We start from the raw sequence: 18,616 nt of genomic DNA, 5'->3' as shown, positions 1-18,616 counted from the left end.
TGCAAAAGCCCTATATAAAAATATACAGGGCTATGAAGATTTATTTTACACTTCCAATTATGATATTTGTTGTTGATGAAATGTTTTTTCTGTTCTTGATTCCTCCATACTACGTCTTGGTAAACTTGAAGGGTTTTGCTCTTCAGAGCACTCTATGCGCTGCTTTATCTCACTAACGCACTGCTCTACAACATCACCAATTTTTCCATCAGCATTTTCTGCCAATAACTTATCAAATCCCTTTTCAACCTCTGCTCTCTCAGAGATATCCTTTGAAAGGTTACAATATTCTAAGATCTCGTCTAGCTGCAGTTTTTTTGCTAATAGGAAATCTTCTTGTTCTTGCTCTTGTTTAAGTTTGGTTTCCTCTTGCAGTTGTTTTGCTAAACTTTTATTTCTATCAAGCAATGGTTCGAAATGCAATCCGCCTTTGTTTATTATATGCACAATACTACTATCATCATAATCAACTTTATTGTATTCACCTGCACTTTTTGAACCTGAATTGTCTATTAATTCATGCAAAGACAGATCTTGGTTATCAACAGTCTGGTTCTCTATAACATGTAGCTTTACCTTATACTTTTCACAAAGTATTCTGCCTTCAACGTCAGGATCACCCCACCTACTGTTACGCATAATTTCTGCTGTATAATTATCTACAGTTTCACTACGGTGCTGGCCATTGTTATCATGACTATTGACAATTGCATTTGTAAACCACTTTGGTGGATTCTTTTGCGCAAATTCCCTACAATCATTTCTTAATTTTTCGGCAGTAACTTGCTCTCCTGTCTGTTGTTCTAGACTTTGCCTGAACGAGTCAAAAAAACAGCTTCCATTACCAATTGCTTGCCCTACATAGAAATTGTCAGGGTAAGGGTTACTATTTAAAAGAGTTATTTCTTGCCCTGAGATCCTGGGCCTTTTTATTCCAACCTCAACACCATGAAAGTCACTTGGTAGTTTCCGTTTCTTAGATGTAGTCATAGTTTTACCTTAATTTAAGCTATATATTACTATACCAACAAAATTGTCAATAAGCGACTAACTAAGTATAGCAGAAATTTTTAAATTATGCAATAGTTATAATTTTACATAGCAAATATGAGTTTTAACTGCGGTATAGTTGGGTTACCAAACATAGGAAAATCAACCTTATTTAATGTGCTTACAGAGTCAAGTGCAGCCGAAGCTGCAAATTATCCTTTTTGCACAATCGAGCCAAATATAGGCAAGATTTCGATAAAAGATCAACGTTTGAAACAAATCGCAGCAATTGCAGGCTCAGAGAAGGTAATCTACAACCAATTAGAAGTTGTAGATATTGCAGGTCTGGTAAAGGGTGCGAGCAAAGGCGAAGGGCTCGGCAATAAATTTTTAAGCCATATCAGAGAAGTTGATGCCATCGTTCATCTGCTCAGGTGCTTTACGGATGACGATATCAGCCATATACACAGTAAAATAGATCCAATATCAGATGCTGAAGTGGTAGAAATGGAATTAATCCTAGCTGATATTGATAGCATAGAAAAAAGGCTTCCTCAATTGGAAAAGAAAGCAAAGCAAGGTGATAAAGAGCTAAAGAGACAACTTGAATTAATGCAAGAGGTACTGGCTACTTTAAAATCAGGTAGACCTGCAAGAAGTTTGGAGAATATCGATGGAGATGAGATGAAGTTGCTTCAATTGCTGACAACAAAGCCCTTTATGTACGTTTGCAATGTTGAAGATACAAATGTTATAACTGGCAATGAATTATCTAAAAAGGTAGAGAGAATGGCAGAGGAAAATAAAAGCAAATTTTATTGCATTTCAGCAAAACTCGAAGCAGATATTGCAAATCTTGATAGTGAAGAGGAAAAACAGAGTTTTTTATCAGAATTTGGCTTACAAGAATCAGGGCTTGATGGAGTAGCGCGTATTATGTATGAAGTGCTGAGTATGATAACTTTCTTTACTGTAGGGCCAAAAGAAGCACGAGCTTGGCCAGTAAAAATAGGGTCAACAGCCGATAAAGCAGCAGGTGTAATCCACACTGATTTTGAGAAAGGCTTTATAAAAGCAGAAACGATAGGCTTTGCAGACTACATAAAGTATGGAAGTGAACCGGCTTGTAAAGACGCAGGAAAAATTCGCTTTGAAGGCAGAGATTACATCGTGCAAGATGGTGATATAATGCACTTTAGGTTTAATGTGTAGTTTATTATGCAGCCACTTATTTAAAGTTAAGTTTTCTGGATCCCAGTGTCTGGGCACTGGGATGACATCCTCCCTAGCGGAGATTGCTCTCAAATCACAATGTTCGTACAGTAAGCACTGACCACTTTGCTTCAATATTTGCGATGCCCCTGAACAGATACAAAAAATCTATTGTTTTTTTATAAATTAAATCCTAAGGCATTTTTTACTGTAGATTAATCATTTGATTATAGTATCATTTTAATTAAGCTTATGCTTGGGATATTTATGAAGAATATTTTATATTTTATATTATTAGCTGTCGTATTCGGATCACCCATCCTGTTTGCCGTAGAGCAGCTTGAAGAAAAGAAAATTGGGTCAGTTCATAAAAACGAAAATGTAGGTGCAAGAAAGGAAGATTTACTGAGCAGCACAAATCAAAAAGATGAGTTGAAAAGCAACGTCGATGCTAAACAAACACAAGAAGCTGAGAGCAAAAGATTAGACGGCACTACCGATAAAGAGAAACTGCAACACAACGAGAACAAAGCTTTCGTGGTTGAAAAAACTATAAGTGAAGGTGAAAGGATTGATAAAGATTTGCCAAATGACCAGCTAGAAGGAAGCACAGACAAATTTGCTCAAAATTTACCAAATGTGGCCAATAAAGAAGTGAATAAAGATTTGAAACCAGAGCCTTTGCCTTTAAGTGCTGATTTAAATGAGAATACAGCTAACCCGCAAAAAAATCTACAAGCTGATCAGAAGATCGATATAAAAGATAATGAACTTTCAAAAAGTGATGCGAGTCAATTATTAGAGGGAAAAAAAGAAAAAGTAGAGAATCAGTCTGAAGAAAAAAAAGTGAAAGAAACAAACAGTAATTCCAAGGACCGCAATAGAGTAAAACCTATAACTAAAAAAGATGAAGAAGAGCAAAGTGAAAAGAAAAGTTTACAAAAATGGACAAAGCTAAACAGAGAACCAATAAAAGAATGGGGTCATAAAGACATACAAAGCAAGTCAATATATAAACGACAATATGATAGCCTTAATGAGCATCTTCCTACAACTGTGTTTATTGATGATTACAGTAAGCAATTTTTTTACTGCATTAAGAAGAACAACTTAACTTGCTTAAGAGGAGTAATAAGTAAGCTAGAAAAAATTGGATTAACAATTCAAGAGATACTAAGATTTAGAAATAAATTGGGTGATACTCCTCTCATTTATTCAGTTAAACAAGGTGAGGTAGACATAGTGCGCTTTCTCTTATTACAAGGTGCTGATCTTAGAGTAGTTAATAATAATTTTCAATCCCCAATTGATATAGCAATCGAAAAAAAGCAGGTCAAGATAATAAATGCGATTGCCGAAATGATGCCACACCTTTTGGAGGATAGAAAAATAGACAATAAAGAAAGCTCAGCAATGTACGATTGGGCTGTGAAAACGAAAGAAATACAGTGCGATAAGCAAGATGATTAGATTTTTGATATTAATTTTAGTTGGTCATTTATGTTATGGAAACGAAATAAATGATGAAAAAAATCCGATTAGTGATTTTTTAAACGCTCTGCATGATGTAAAATATGTATCTTACAGCAAAAAAGACTTTGCTGAATTTTTGGTGCAGTGCCACAAAGAGGGCGTGCCAGAAGATTTTAAGAAAGGTTTTGGTTCTAACTTAAATGGAGCTAATTTTAGTCAATTATATCTCAATAAATCTGTTTTTGATGGAGTAAGTCTAATTGGTGCTGATTTTTCTAACACCGATTTATCAGATGTGTCTTTCATTGATGTTGATTTACGTGGTGCTAATTTCTCCAATGCTAATTTACATGGCATTAAAATAAAAGGTACAAATTTGAGTTTTACAAAATTTGTTTCTGCAAATTTAACAGATATCGTATTTGACCAGTCTAATGTTAGTTATGCTGATTTTATCAGTTCCGATCTCAAAAAAGTAAGTATGCACAATGTAATTGGTGTGCATACTAATTTCTCGAATGTGAAAATGAGTTTTTCTAGCTTATCAAACTCGAATGTTAGCTACGTAAATTTTAGTGATAGTGAAATAAACGATACCGTTATGCAGAAAAACAACCTTGATAATGCAAGTTTCTTTGGAGTGGATGCATATAAATTAAAGATACAATTTTCTTCATTAAAAAATGCTAACATATATGGTGCAGAGTTAAAAGAATCAGACTTTACAGGTAGCAATCTTTCCGATGCCTGCCTTAATTCTTCTATCATAATTAACAGTAACTTCGACGAGGCTAATTTAAGCAACACACAAATTTCCTATGTGAATGACGATAATTCAAGTTTTGTTCAATCTATACTAAATGGTTCCAAGATAAAACATGCATATGTTTCTGAAGCAAATCTTCATGATGCTGATTTATCCAATATTGATTTTAGTTTTAGTGAACTGCATCAAGTTAATGTCTCTAATGCTGACATTCGTCACGGAAAGTTTCATAATACTAAAGTTGCAAATTCTAACATGAATGGCTCATTTTTTGACCATTCACTATTCACCTCTGCGAAGATAGAAGATTCAGACCTTTCTACAACTTCAATGTATAAGATAAAAATCCAAGACTCTCAAGTTTATAACAGTACACTTTCTCGCCATAATATTGATTCCAGTGAAATAGAAAATTCAACATTCTTTAATTTATTAGCTGATAATTCGAGCTGGTCCAATTTAAAAGTAACTAATTCAAATTTTATTGAAAGCGATTTCAGATCTTCTTTGCTTCACGCTAATGCCTTTAGGAAAACTAGTTTTTTTCTTAGCAATTTGAGTAATTCAACAATTAGTGATATGTCTTTTCTCTCTTCAAGCATATATAAAAGTTCAGTTGTTGATGCTCACTTAACAGGTTGCAAATTTGATAATTCAATTTTGATTGACAATAAAGGACAGAAAAAACTTGCAGGTTCAGAAAATGCTATAACTTCGATTAAAGATTTGCAAGAGAAAATATCACAGGGTGAAAAATTTAATGTAAATTATTCTTACTTTGAATTTAAGAATATGAATTTAGAAAATGCCGATTTTTCTAATTCAACATTGAGTAGAGCAAAGTTTGTAAACGTTAATTTGAATAAGGCAAATTTTGAAAAGACCGATTTGCGCTATACTGTCTTTGATAACTCTTCTCTCATTGGCACCAACTTATCAAATTCTAATTTAGAAGGTTCTAGCTTTTTAAACTCTGATCCAAAAAGCACCATGTTAAAAAATGCAAAGAAAAATGACCGTAAAAAGTGAGGGCGTATTATTGGTTCTATCCTCCCCTTCTGGAGCTGGAAAAACTACTATATCAGCAAAATTACTTGAGCAATCAACTAATTTAGTTAGGTCTGTTTCTATGACTACGCGCAAGCCTCGCCCCGGCGAAATAAATGGAAAAGACTATTTTTTCGTTACCGAAGAAAAATTTCACGAGTTATGCAAAGCTGGCCAAATGCTTGAATACGCCAAAGTTTTTGAGAATTTTTATGGTATACCAAGAAATTTTATAGAGCAAAACTTAAGCAATGGAATAAGCGTTTTACTCAGCATAGACTGGCAAGGAGCATTTCACTTATTCAAGCTCATGAGAAAAAAAGTTGTGAGTGTTTTTATACTTCCCCCTTCAATGAAAGAACTTAGGTTGCGTTTGCAAAAGCGTAATAGTGATGATGCAAGCGAAATAGAGCGCAGATTAGCCGAAGCTCAAAAAGAGATAAGCAAACGTGATAAATATGATTATGTAATAATCAATGATGATATTGATAAAAGTGTAGAAGAGATAAGCTCCATACTAAATAAAGAAAGACTTAAAAAACTAAAAGAAAAACCAAGTCTGGAAGACTGATAAAAACATCAATTTGGATATTTGCAGCTATAGTTTCTTATCCTATTTTAGCCAGTAGCACGTTTCGCAGTTTAGCTATATTTATTATTTTTTAAGATTAAATGGTTAAAATAGTAGCAACTGTTCAAGTGAGGTTTAACTATGACGGCAAATTTTCTCACAGAAATTAATTTTCTGCCTTTCCACCTATATTTTGATCACATATACAACGTTTAGCTCAATTTAAAAGTCAAACTTCTTGGTTGTTAGTTTAGTGCTGACAACTTAAATAGCTTTTAATATTGAGGTTTTAGTATGGGTATAGATATAACTGCACTAACTACTAATGCAGATAAATTAGGTGAATGCATAGATAAAAATAAAAAGCAAGAGCAGGATAGAAAAGACGAGCAATTGCACTGCACTATAGAGAGAAAGGTAAAAAAAGAAGAACACAAGCGTGAAAAACCAAGAGGTCAAGATGGAACCCTCAAGAAGTGTAAAAGGTTATTTGAAAAAGATGCTAGTCCTGAAGTATTAACTAAATTAGAAGAATCACTTAGAGAACAAGAAAAATATTATAGGTATTATGTCCAATGCTTTCTTCCAGTGCTAGATAAAGCAATAGAACGATCGAAAAAAATATCAAATGAAACAAAAGAGCGAGTAAAGCAAGCAATTTCAGAAATTACTTATAATAGCAAATATTGTAACCAAAATGATCGTAGGGACAGTGGAATTGAAAGTGACTACAGTAGCGATGCTGGTGATGATTATGAGAAACATTCAATCAGTAACCCTAATACAGCAAATGAAGATCAAGAAGTAGAGAAAAGCAACGAAATAACAAATAGCAATGCTCTATTACTAAAAGCGATCAAAAATGGAAATAACAGGAAATTTGAAAAATATCTAAAAGATTGTACGGATATTAGCAGCATAAAAGATGAAAAAGGAAACAATATTTTACACCTTATCGTATCGTTGGAAAAGAAACAGAAACGCAAGTTTCTAGGTATTCTAATAAAAACGGTCACCAAGAAAGATCTAGCACAACTCATTAATAGTGAAAATCAGACCCCTCTTCAGGTGGCACTAATTAACAAGATAACAAAAGAAAAACATGAGTCTCACACAATCCAAGATAACGATAACACACTTAAGTTTCTTACAAAATTGTTAGAGCATGGAGCCAGCCATGATCAGTTAGAATTACCTGAGGAAAGCTTAAAAAAATTGTCTAAGGGGCAAAATGAATACTATTGTAAATTTTTAAAGAAATTAGCTAAAAAGGCTGAGCTAAAGCAGGAAATAAAAATCAAGACAGAAGCAAAAGTTAAAGAAATTGTAGCACATACCATAAATACTCCAGATAGTAATGATAATTATCTATTACATCCAGTAATTAAAAATAGTGATAAAAAACTTTTTAAAGAACTATTGGAAAAAGGTGCGGATATTAGCCTTAAAGACACAGATGGTAACAATGCTTTACACTTGATTGTTAAACCTGAAACAAAACAAAAACTTAAACTTCTCAATATATTGCTAGAAACAGGCCAAAAAGAACAATTTATAAAAGCTGTAAATGATAAAAAAGAAGGGCAAACACCGCTCCATCAGATACTCCAGCGCATACAAGAGAAGAGTGAGAACCGATCACTTAAGAAATTTGAAAAAACTAAAAGGTATGAAACCCTAGAACTATTGCTAAAAAACGGTGCAGATATTACTGTGCAAGATAAAGATGGAAAAAATGCTCTGCACTATATTGCTTTACTAAAAGGAGAACAAAAAGTTACATGTTTAGAGTTGATTTCAAATAAAGATGATGCTGTAAATACTACTAACAAGGAAGGGCAAACACCGCTCCATCAGGTACTCCAGCGCATACAAGAAAAGAGTAAAGAACCTTCATTGAAAAATAAAATAAAGAATGTAATAAAAAAAGAATTTAAGGATACTGGCAGGTATAAAACCTTAGAGTTATTTCTACAAAATGGTGCAGATATTACTGTGCAAGATAAAGATGAAAAAAATGCTCTGCACTATATTGCTTCATTCAAAGGAGAACAAAAAGTTACATGTTTAGAGTTGATTTTAAATTCGGTGGAAAAAGAGAAATTTAGTAAAGCTGCAAACGCCGCTAACGAAAAAGAACGCACACCACTACAAGTAGCGCTAATTACTAAGACGACAAAAGATAAACATAATTTGGTCAATCCTAAGAGCCGTGATAACACGATCAAGTTCTGTGTAAAATTATTGCAAAATGGTGTTGACCCAAAGCAGTTAATACTACCCGAAAGATTATGGAGCAAAGAGTATTATAAAACTATAAAAGGAATAGAGAAATCAATGGGTAGAGCGCTTATTCCAGATGATATGAGAACTGAACTGAAGTGCAACTTTGGCAGGAAGTTAAAAGCACGCGATATTGTGAAGTACATCAATAATGTTGCTTGTAAAGCAGTGACAACGCTTGTATTTGCTGCTTTAGCCTGTGCAGCAATATTCAGTGCTTCTCAAGGAATTATTACAATTGCAACTGCCTCATCTATTATAGCAGTTATTGGAGTTTGTTATCTTATTTACTTGAATTTAGAAAATATTTATGAAGGATTTGGAAAAATTAAAGGAAAGTTTACTGAAGAAAAGCAACTTACACTTCAAGATAATGCACCAAAAAATGATACACAATGCAATAACTCTGTTAAAGATATAGAAAATAAGTCCAACGATTTAGAAGAGCAAGAGGTGCAAAAATCATCAAATCAATCAGAGCATACTGAGAGTCCTCCAGACACTAAAATGAGTGCCATATCAATAAAACTCGTTGAAAAATTGTGTAGGGATAGTGTAACTAGTAAACCCTCTTCTCTGGCGCTATGAAATCAATCTCACCGCTCAGAGTTTTTTCAGCCACTTTTTTATAATCAATTTTTACGTTAATTTGCCCTTTCTTTTCTTCAAGCCACGCTATAGTGTGCTTCATCCAGTTTTTGTCATCACGTTCAGGAAAGTCTTCACGAGCATGGGCACCTCTGCTTTCCTCGCGATTAGCTGCGCATTCCATGGTAATAACCGCTTGTGGGATCATGTTAGCAAGCTCCAGTACTTCAACTAAATCACTATTCCACATCATACTGCGATCCTCAAGTGAAATATCAGGCATCATTTTTGCTACCTTTTTTATAGCTTTTTTGCCTTCTTCTAAAACTTCAGCAACACGGAAAACTGATGCGTATTTTTGCATAGTGTTCTGCATTTCACCGCGTATTTTTGCTACTTTTAGCCCACCGGAGGCAAATCGCATTTTATTAAATCTATCTACTATCCAGTCTGTGCAGTCTGAATGCAATTTTTTATGTGGTGTACCGGATTTTAGTTTCTCTCTTGCTCTGAGCGCTGCAGCTCTGCCAAAAACCACAAGATCAAGAAGCGAGTTAGAACCAAGTCGATTTGCACCGTGCACAGAGACGCACGCAGCTTCTCCAATTGCAAATAGTCCATCTACCACTTCTTCCTTACCTTGCTTCAGCGTGATCACTTCTCCATAATAATTGGTTGGAATGCCACCCATGTTATAGTGAACAGTCGGAATGACCGGTATTGGATCTTTAGTGACATCAACTCCAGCAAAAGTTCTTGCGGTTTCGCTGATGCCCGGCAATCTGAGTTTTATTACTTCCGGATCAAGATGCGCTATAGTTAAATACATATGATCTTTTTTTGGTCCAACCCCCCTTCCCTCTCTAATTTCAATTGTTATTGCGCGACTTACCACATCACGGGAAGCTAAATCTCTTGCTTTTGGTGCGTAACGTTCCATAAACTTCTCGCCCTGAGAATTAACGAGGTACCCCCCTTCACCACGGCATCCTTCTGTCATCAAGCACCCTGAGCCATATATTCCTGTTGGATGAAATTGTACAAATTCCATATCTTCAAGTGGTAATCCAGCCCTTACTACCATGCCATTACCATCACCTGTGCAGGTATGCGCACTTGTTGCAGAGAAATAAACACGTCCATATCCACCTGTTGCTAACACCACTCTATGCGCACGAAATCTATGTAATGTGCCGTCGCATAGCGACCAAGCAAGAACTCCGCAGCATGTTTCGCTATCCATAATTAAATCAATCACAAAGTATTCAACAAAAAATTCAGCGTTGAATTTAAGACACTGCTGATATAGAGTGTGAAGGATTGCGTGCCCAGTCTTATCTGCTGCCGCACAAGTGCGCTGCGCTGATTTTCCTTTACCAAAGTGAGTTGTCATTCCACCAAAGGAACGCTGGTATATTTTGCCATCTTCTGTACGAGAAAAAGGTACGCCAAAATTTTCAAGTTCAATAACAGCTTTAGCAGCGTTTTTACACATATATTCTATTGCATCTTGATCACCAAGCCAGTCTGAACCTTTTATTGTGTCATATGCATGCCAGCGCCAATCGTCTTCACCGATATTACCTAAAGCTGCACTAATTCCGCCTTGTGCTGCAACTGTATGACTTCGTGTAGGGAAAATTTTAGAAATGCAGGCAACTGAAAAATTAGTTGCAGCCATCCCAAGCGTTGCTCTGAGCCCTGCTCCACCTGCACCTACTACTACCACGTCATACTCATGTTCTATGATCTCATACGCTGACTTATCCATATTTACTTATTTTATCATTACAGGCTTATGATATCACAGAAGTAGAAAAAATCTATACAAGTTTTCTATAGTTAAGACGTCATGCCGCCGCGGCGCTAACAAGTAGCGGGATGACAGCAATCCTACGTCATACCGCCGCAGTATCTCAGCCACTAACACGTAGCGGGATGACGAGCTTATTGTCATGCCGCCGCGAACCGTCATACCGCCACGAACCGTCATACCGCGATTCATTCGCGGTATCTCTAGATCCCGCTAACAAGCAGCGGGATGACGATTGTCGTTTAGCTATAAACATTAAGAAATTTACCAAACGAAAAAAAAGGCAAAAGAAGCCCCGTGGTTATTATCCGCTTTAAAATATTGGCGTTTTTTATGTTTTAAACGCTTGACAAGCGAAATTCAGCTGCTTTTAATTGCAACTAACCTACGCTGCAAATGTTTAAGAAATTTACCAAGCAGAAAAAAAGACAAAGAATCCCCGAGTTAGCTAGTCTTTTACTATCTTTGTCGAGTATTGGCATTTTTTGATGTCTTGTAACGCTTTATAAGCGCGTTCAGCTTATTTAGATAAAAATCTAGATGTAGATGAAGTTTTGTAAAGACATACAGTATCTATATACTGCAAAAAATTAAACATAAGACGCCGATACATTAAGTAATCCTTACCTTTTAATCTGCAGATTGGCGAAAGCAAATACAATAGCTTCACTGTCATGATAAAGGGGCTGGCAAAGCTTGTCAAGAAATTTTCTTATTTCATTTAAATTGCTTGTAACCTTCTTATACACTCATCTTTACCAAGAATCACCATGATATCAATGATTCCAGGTGCATCCATTACTCCAGTTATAGGGGCGCGTAATGAGTGGTATACATCGCTTATTTTCATATCGTGCAATTTTGCACATTCCTTGATCTGAGAAGATAAAAAACCCTTATTCCAATTTTCATCACCGATCTTTGACAGAAATGATGCGAGTAACTTAATTATATTGAGGTTAGATTTGACAATTTGCTCAGCCTCTTCACTTAAATCAAGTGGCGGATCTCTTATATAAAACTGTGCTAAATCCAGCAGTTCAGCCAGGTAATTTGCTCTTTTTTTTAGTTCCGTTAGCCCCTGTAATAAATAGTTCTTTTTTTTGTCAGTTAGAGTATTTTCTCCAAGTATTAGAGCCAGAATATCTTCATTGCTCATATTACTAATATAGTGGTTATTCAAATGCTCCAGCTTTTTGAAATCGAGCCGTGCAGGTGAACGACCAATACTTTCTAAATTAAACCACTCTATTGCTTGCTCATCGCTAATAATTTCATCGTTGCCGTGACTCCAGCCAAGTCTCAGCAAGTAATTACGCATCGCTTTTGGCAATATTCCCATCTTTTCATAATCGCAAACGCTTGTGGCACCATGCCTTTTGGATAGCTTATTCCCATCTTCCCCATGGATAAGCGGCACATGTGCAAAGCGTGGAATGTCAAAATCAAGAGCCTGGTATATTAGCAGATGTTTAAAGGTATTAGTGAGATGGTCAGAACCGCGTATTATATCAGTTATTCCAGCATCATGATCGTCAATTACGACAGCAAAAATATATGTTGGAGTGTTGTCAGAGCGTAAGATCACTATATCATCAAGCTGGTTGCTATTTACTTTAATTTGGCCGTATATTTTATCATCAATAACGATCTCTTGCGAATCTGGCACTTTAAAGCGGACAACTGACCTCACACCCGATGTCATTCCAGCGCGTGACCACATATTTTTCCAGTATCGGCTACTTGGATGACAAGAAGGAGGTTTTGTAGTACATTTATGCTTGTATATCTTGCCCTCTTCTCTTGCTTTTATTTTCTTTTCTGCAACTTCATCCTCAGGGCAATAACAGTGATACGCCCTACCCTTCTCAACTAAAAGGTTTGCTACTTCTTTATGCCGCTCTATTCTTTTTGACTGATATACTATTTCCCCATCATAGCTCATACCGAGCCATCTTAGCCCTTCTATAATTGCATCAATTGCTTCTTGTGTTGAACGTTTTCTGTCGGTGTCTTCAATTCTCAGCAAAAACTTGCCACCATGATGCTTTGCATAGAGCCAATTAAATAACGCAGTGCGAGCCCCACCAATGTGCAAAAACCCTGTTGGTGATGGAGCGAATCTAGTGACTACGTCTGGCATATTTGTCTATTACAGTAATGTAAATGATGATAGCTAAAATTTATGCTTGTAACAATGTGGAATTTATTTATTCTGAGAGATAAAATCTACTTGTTTTTCGTAAGTTATGTTGTATAATTTAGTGTTGGTTAAATATAGCGAGGTATGTTATGGCTGACTTATTTGAAGTTGCAAAAGCAAGAAATAAAGATGAATTTGTCAGAATTTGCACAGAGAATGTTGCTTATGCAGCTAAGCATAGGCTTGATGAAAATGGGAACCCATTTCATATAGCAGCAAGTCAAGAAATTCTGCTACCTGCACTCAAAGAGATTATGAGAAATTTGGAAGAAGGTACTAAGAGTAAGGTTAAAAAAGCAGAAGAAGCTAAAAATTGGAAAGAATCAGAAAGATTAAAAGAGAAACTTAAGGATAATAAGAGATATATTAAAGAAGCACTCTGTGATAAAAGCTGCATTCTTCATGGGAGAGTAGCGGTAGCTCCTCTTTATTTTTTAAATGCTGCAGAACGGGAAGAAGCTAAGCAAATTGCAGGTATAAAGGGCGGTTTTATATGTAATAGCAAATTTCATTTGTGCTTATACATAATAGGAGCTATAGCGTGTATTGCTGCCTTATGTTTATCCTTGTACTTTTTATTTTTGGTTTCTCAATCTCTTGCACTAGCTTCAGTAGCTACAATAGCTTCTGGAGGATCTACATGTTTGTTGTTTAAGGCATGTAACGGGATATACGGCTTGTATGATGAAAGTACTATAGTGACAGATCCTGATGTTATGCAACTTTTAAATAGTGATTTAGCTGTAGCATGAAGCTAAAAATTACTTGCAGGCAATAATTTACTTTCTCAACTTAAGAAAGTATACTCATACGATGACGGAAAAGAAGTACAGTAAGATTTTAATAGCAAACAGAGGAGAGATTGCCTGCAGGATTATCAGAACTGCTCGTAGGATGGGTATATCTTGTGTATGCATATATTCGGATGCAGATGTAAATTCTGTGCATGTAAGACAAGCAGATGAGTCAAGATATATCGGCCCTTCGCCATCTTGCCTCAGTTATTTAAACATTGAAAAAATATGTGAAGTAGCAGTTGAAACAGGTGCTGAGGCAGTTCATCCTGGCTATGGTTTTTTAGCAGAAAATCCAGATTTTCCACGTGCTTTGCAAAAACACAATATAGATTTCATAGGTCCCAGTGCAGAAACAATAGAAGTTACAGCCAACAAAATAACAGCAAAAGAAGCGGCAAAAAAAGCTGGAGTGAATGTAGTGCCAGGATATATGGGTAAGATCAGCGATGCTGCCCATGCAGCTCAAGTTGCTGAAGAGATCGGTTTTCCCGTTATGCTTAAAGCTGCATCAGGCGGTGGTGGCAAAGGAATGCGAATTGTAAACTCCAAAAAAGAAATTGAACTAGCATTTACATCAGCCACAAATGAAGCAGAGAAAAGTTTTAAGGATGGCAGTATCTTTATAGAGAAATATATAGAGTTGCCAAGACATATTGAAATACAAATCATAGCAGATAAATATGGCAATATAGTTTGTCTTGGAGAAAGAGAATGCTCGATACAAAGGAATAATCAGAAAATAATAGAAGAAACGCCAAGTCCATTCATTAGTGAAGAAGTAAGACAAAAAATGTATGTTCAATGTGTTTCTCTGGCAAAGCAAGTTGGCTATTTTTCAGCAGGCACTGTTGAGTTTGTTGTAGATAAAGACCAAAACTTCTATTTTCTTGAGGTAAATACGAGATTGCAAGTTGAGCATCCAGTAACAGAATTTATAACTGGAATAGACATAGTAGAAGAAATGATTAGAACTTCCTGTGGAGAGAAATTGAGATTCAATCAGGATGATATTAAACTTACTGGTTCTGCAATAGAAAGTAGAATTTGCGCTGAAGACCCATCGAAGAAATTTTTCCCTTCCAGCGGAAGAATAAAATATTACGATAAACCGGGTGAAAATGATTATGTAAGAATAGATGATGGAGTTGCTGCAGGTTCAGAAATTAGCATGTTCTATGATTCGATGATTGCCAAAGTGATAACATATGGAAAAGATAGAGTAGAAGCGATCAGCAGAATGCAAAAAGCATTGTCTGAATGCTATATAGAAGGAGTAACAAATAATATAGAATTTCTAGAATCCATCTTCCATCACCCAAATTTTATCGCAGCAAAGCTCCATACGAGATTCATTCCAGATCATTACCCTAGTGGGTTTCACGGCGATTTTGTTACAGAGGAGTATATTAAAATATTTATTTTCACTGCGTTATATGTTCATTTGGAAAATGAAGAAAGGTACCATCATAAAGCAGTGAATGAAACATCTCAGGTGTCATTCCAGTGCGTGACACTGGAATCTAGTAAAAAAGAAGGGGCACCAGTATCAGCTACTCGGATGGCAGGTGACCGTGCAAGAGATTTATTCATAGTGAATATAAATGACAATGAGTACTCCGTAAATGCAAAATACCAAGATAATATATTAATAACGGTATATAATCACAATAAATACTCCGTTATAGGCAAGTGGAAATCAAGTTATAGATTGCTATATATCACAATTAATGACGATACCAATATAGCACTTAAAATAGAAAGACAAGGCAGCAAGTACTTCATAAGACATGCAGGTATGAAAGCTGAGTGTTGTATATTAAAACCTCATGTAGCTGAATTAAGTAAGTTAATGCTAAATAATGAAACAGAAGAGATTTCAGTAGATGTTGTAAAATCCCCAATATCTGGCTTATTAGTTAAATTACACGTAAATGTAGGAGATCAGGTGGAAATAGGACAACCTTTATTTGTGGTGGAGGCAATGAAAATGGAAAATATCATATGTGCTGAAGCAGCAATGGTGATAAAAAATATTCCCGTTCAAGAAGGAAAAAATGTGCAGATCGGTGATGTAGTCTGCTTTCTTAAATAACACAAGAAGTACAAACTTGACCCAAATAAGATAAATGAAAACACTTGATGAGCTATGGCAATGGCTATTGGTATGTGTAACAAAAGAGTAACCACTCCTAAAATTATCTGAATGATGATGGAGAGCAGCATAATATATACCGGTTTTACGCTAGCATTTTTTACTGTGAGTATTACTACCAAAGTTAGTATTAGCAATGCCAGTGCTCGATGTATAAATTGCACTGTCGCTCTGTTCTCAAAGATATTCAGCCATATAGGCTGTAAGAAAAATAAATCTTCTGGAACGACTTGTCCGTCCATTAGTGGAAAGGTATTGTAAATCAAACCAGCATTTAATCCCGCAACAAATGCGCCGAAAATTATTTGTATTACAATTAGAATCAGAATAAGTATTGTGTAATATATACTACTGTTAGTAGATTGAAATCCTGTCATCCGAGTAGCTGACACACAACTGTACGAACGCTTACTTTTGAAAATAAATTGCACAGCAAATGGTGTCATGAAAGTAGCTGACACTGGAATCCAGCTTTTACTATGCAGCCACTTATTTAAAGTTAAGTTTTCTGGATCCCAGTGTCTGGGCACTGGGATGACATCTTTCTTGGTGAAAATTACTCTTATACTGCAATGTTCGTATAGTTGTGTACGTAACACTGGGATCCATATTTGGTAATCAAAAAATTGATATGACAATAATGCAAAGATAATTAATGCTAATAATAAGTGAAGTGCAAGCCTATAGTGGCTAACATGAGGTTCAGTTACTAAACCACTTTTAACCATATACCAACCAGCAAAAGCTTGTAAAGCTCCAAATAATAATGCCACAAATAGCTTTATTACTACCTTTTTAGATATTTTTCTTCTTAATATGAAATATATAAATGGCAGGACAAAAACTAAACCTGTTAGTCTTGCAACCAATCTGTGTATATATTCTATTAAGTATATAGCGCGAAACTCCTCCATACTAATACCATAGTTAAGTGCTTTATATTCAGGTGTAGCTTCGTATTTTAATTTTTCTTGTAGCCAGTCTTGTTCACTCAGTGGTGGTAATGTTCCAGTAATTGGTTTCCACTCCGTGATTGACAATCCTGCTTTTGAAAGTCTGGTAAATCCACCAATCCCTACCATGAGAATTACCATGACCGAGCAGAGAAAAAGCCAAATAGCTACAGGTTTTGCTTCCATAAACCATGCTGAGTTTTGTTCCATCGCTCAGGGTAAAGAATAAATTCCCACAAGGCAAGAAAAGCTGCAACACTATGTAGCAGACTATAGACCGGAAAAAATATCGATACTATATAAAAATAAAAAGGCATCTTTTGCTGTTTGACAGCTATTACCAAAAGAATCAGGTTAGTAACGTATACCACTACAAAGTAGTACAAAAATAATTCATTTAAAACTTTAGTTAATATCAATGAAAGCAGTAAAAATGGAGTAGTAAAAAATATAAAAGCTGCAGAGCCAACAAAAAGATTCAATAGCAAAATTCCCTTAAATCCAGTGTGTTTATAAAGAGACTTTATATTTTTTAAATGAACAATATAAGTTTGCATATAGCCTTTGATCCAGCGCGCTCTTTGCTTAATCCAAGCAAATACAGCAATTGGTGACTCTTCCAATGTTTCTGAGTCAATCATCCTGGTTTTATATCCCATTTGCGCAAGTCTCAAACCGAGGTCAGCATCTTCGGTAACACTATAAGCATCCCAGAAAAACATTTTTCTTAGAATTTTTACTGAAAAATGATTACTGCTACCACCCAAAGGCATTGGCATGTTCATTTTTTGGAATCCAGGCAATAAGTATTGAAACCAGTTCATATACTCCAGAGAAAAGGATTTTGTGAGAAAATTACAATCACAATTATAGTAATTTAATTTCGCCTGTACACAGGCTAACTTATCGTCGCCCTTATTAAATTCAATCAGTGCTTTTTTTAACTGCAATGGGTCTGGTTTATCGTCCGCATCATATATTACTGCATACTTTCCTCTAGCAAAGCTCATAGCATAATTGCATGACTTGGCTTTTGTTCTAGGCAAAGAATGAGGCACTTTTATTACTTCAAAATACTGCGGTAAAGTGTACTTTTCTATAGCTGCTAGCGTTTCTTGGTCATCACTTTCTACCTGAAGCTTCACATCTAATTTTGATTTTGGATAATCCAAACTTTCAATGCTTTCGATCAATTGCTCTATCACTGCACTTTCTTTAAAAGCAGGCAATAAAATAGTATATATAGGAAAATCTTCTTCATTCAGCTTACTATAATCCACTTTTTGATTAGAGGTTTCACATAAGTTAAAAATTGTAGCTATAAACTTGAATAAATAACTAGAACATCCGATTATAAATATCAACATCAAAGCAAAATATGTATATTTCTCTGTTAGTGTTAAAATTGAAGTTACAATAAAGAAAGAAGCAAAAAATATTGAGCTTAGTTTAATGCTTTTAGCTGAAAAATTAGGATTCTTGTAATATAAGTAGTTGCTTGCAAATTCTGAAATACCAAAGTGCGAGTTAAGAAGATTTAAAATCTGTTCGCTATCCACTTTTATTAATACATAGTCAATACCGTAATGAGCTTCGACCCAACGGTTGATATCTCGGCTTGTGTCTTCAACCATAAAAAAAGTAGTATTATTTAATTTTTGCCAAGGAATTATATTAAATTTATAGTAAAAAAGTTTCTCTGGCTCTTTGCACAAACTAGAATCAAACTTAATTTTTTCTACATTATCAGCTTGAAGTATAGGCAATT

13 protein-coding genes are annotated in these 18,616 nt (G+C 35.3%); 8 read left to right on the top strand and 5 right to left on the bottom strand.

From position 1 onward, the window contains the following. Window positions 1-57: 57 nt before the first annotated feature. Window positions 58-990, bottom strand: a complete 933-nt coding sequence (locus AAGD50_RS03960) for a hypothetical protein (RefSeq protein ID WP_341810001.1) — start codon at window positions 988-990, stop codon at window positions 58-60. Between the two features lie 117 nt (window positions 991-1,107). Between AAGD50_RS03960 and ychF the strand changes: the two genes are divergently transcribed. The 6 genes from ychF (at window position 1,108) to AAGD50_RS03935 (ending at window position 8,930) form a co-directional block, all read left to right on the top strand. Further along, a complete protein-coding gene (gene ychF, locus AAGD50_RS03955; protein ID WP_341810000.1) occupies window positions 1,108-2,202 on the top strand; it encodes a redox-regulated ATPase YchF in 1,095 nt (364 codons plus the stop codon). Further along, entirely contained in the window at window positions 2,195-2,323 is a 129-nt protein-coding gene (locus AAGD50_RS06815) for a hypothetical protein (protein WP_410529689.1), read from the top strand. Before ychF ends, AAGD50_RS06815 begins: the two co-directional genes overlap by 8 nt. A gap of 146 nt (window positions 2,324-2,469) precedes the next feature. Further along, a complete protein-coding gene (locus AAGD50_RS03950) occupies window positions 2,470-3,672 on the top strand; it encodes an ankyrin repeat domain-containing protein (RefSeq protein WP_264724176.1) in 1,203 nt (400 codons plus the stop codon). Beyond that, a complete protein-coding gene (locus AAGD50_RS03945; protein ID WP_264724177.1) occupies window positions 3,665-5,470 on the top strand; it encodes a pentapeptide repeat-containing protein in 1,806 nt (601 codons plus the stop codon). Before AAGD50_RS03950 ends, AAGD50_RS03945 begins: the two co-directional genes overlap by 8 nt. Next, entirely contained in the window at window positions 5,454-6,059 is a 606-nt protein-coding gene (gmk, locus tag AAGD50_RS03940; RefSeq protein WP_264724248.1) for a guanylate kinase, read from the top strand. The genes AAGD50_RS03945 and gmk overlap by 17 nt, the downstream gene beginning before the upstream one ends. Before the next feature lie 294 nt (window positions 6,060-6,353). Next, on the top strand, window positions 6,354-8,930 hold the full coding sequence (locus tag AAGD50_RS03935) for an ankyrin repeat domain-containing protein (protein WP_264724178.1): 2,577 nt from the start codon (window positions 6,354-6,356) through the stop codon (window positions 8,928-8,930). Here AAGD50_RS03935 and sdhA read toward each other — a convergent pair. Then, window positions 8,902-10,701 carry a succinate dehydrogenase flavoprotein subunit gene (sdhA, locus tag AAGD50_RS03930; protein WP_264724179.1) on the bottom strand — a complete coding sequence of 600 codons (1,800 nt, stop codon included), beginning with the start codon at window positions 10,699-10,701 and terminating at the stop codon, window positions 8,902-8,904. The genes AAGD50_RS03935 and sdhA overlap by 29 nt on opposite strands. A gap of 763 nt (window positions 10,702-11,464) precedes the next feature. After that, a complete protein-coding gene (gltX, locus tag AAGD50_RS03925; RefSeq protein ID WP_264724180.1) occupies window positions 11,465-12,886 on the bottom strand; it encodes a glutamate--tRNA ligase in 1,422 nt (473 codons plus the stop codon). A 149-nt stretch (window positions 12,887-13,035) separates the two neighbouring features. Here gltX and AAGD50_RS03920 point away from each other — a divergent pair, with 149 nt between their 5' ends. Then, window positions 13,036-13,698, top strand: coding sequence for an ankyrin repeat domain-containing protein (locus AAGD50_RS03920; RefSeq protein WP_264724182.1), 663 nt, complete (start codon window positions 13,036-13,038; stop codon window positions 13,696-13,698). Between the two features lie 61 nt (window positions 13,699-13,759). Next, on the top strand, window positions 13,760-15,835 hold the full coding sequence (locus tag AAGD50_RS03915; protein ID WP_264724183.1) for an acetyl-CoA carboxylase biotin carboxylase subunit: 2,076 nt from the start codon (window positions 13,760-13,762) through the stop codon (window positions 15,833-15,835). On the opposite strand, the gene AAGD50_RS03910 is transcribed toward AAGD50_RS03915, so the two are convergent. Together AAGD50_RS03910 and AAGD50_RS03905 are read right to left on the bottom strand one after the other, a co-directional pair. Continuing rightward, the gene (locus tag AAGD50_RS03910) at window positions 15,784-17,058 is read right to left on the bottom strand and encodes a COX15/CtaA family protein (RefSeq protein WP_264724184.1); all 1,275 of its coding nucleotides are present in this window, start codon (window positions 17,056-17,058) and stop codon (window positions 15,784-15,786) included. The genes AAGD50_RS03915 and AAGD50_RS03910 overlap by 52 nt on opposite strands. Further along, entirely contained in the window at window positions 17,016-18,614 is a 1,599-nt protein-coding gene (locus tag AAGD50_RS03905) for a glycosyltransferase family 2 protein (RefSeq protein ID WP_319803554.1), read from the bottom strand. The genes AAGD50_RS03910 and AAGD50_RS03905 overlap by 43 nt, the downstream gene beginning before the upstream one ends. Between the last annotated feature and the right edge of the window lie 2 nt (window positions 18,615-18,616).

This window comes from Wolbachia endosymbiont (group A) of Apotomis capreana, from assembly GCF_964027025.1.
Taxonomy (GTDB): Bacteria; Pseudomonadota; Alphaproteobacteria; order Rickettsiales; family Anaplasmataceae; genus Wolbachia; species Wolbachia pipientis.
The sequence above is the reverse complement of the archived record's forward strand: the minus strand, read 5'-3'. Positions and strand labels throughout refer to the sequence as shown.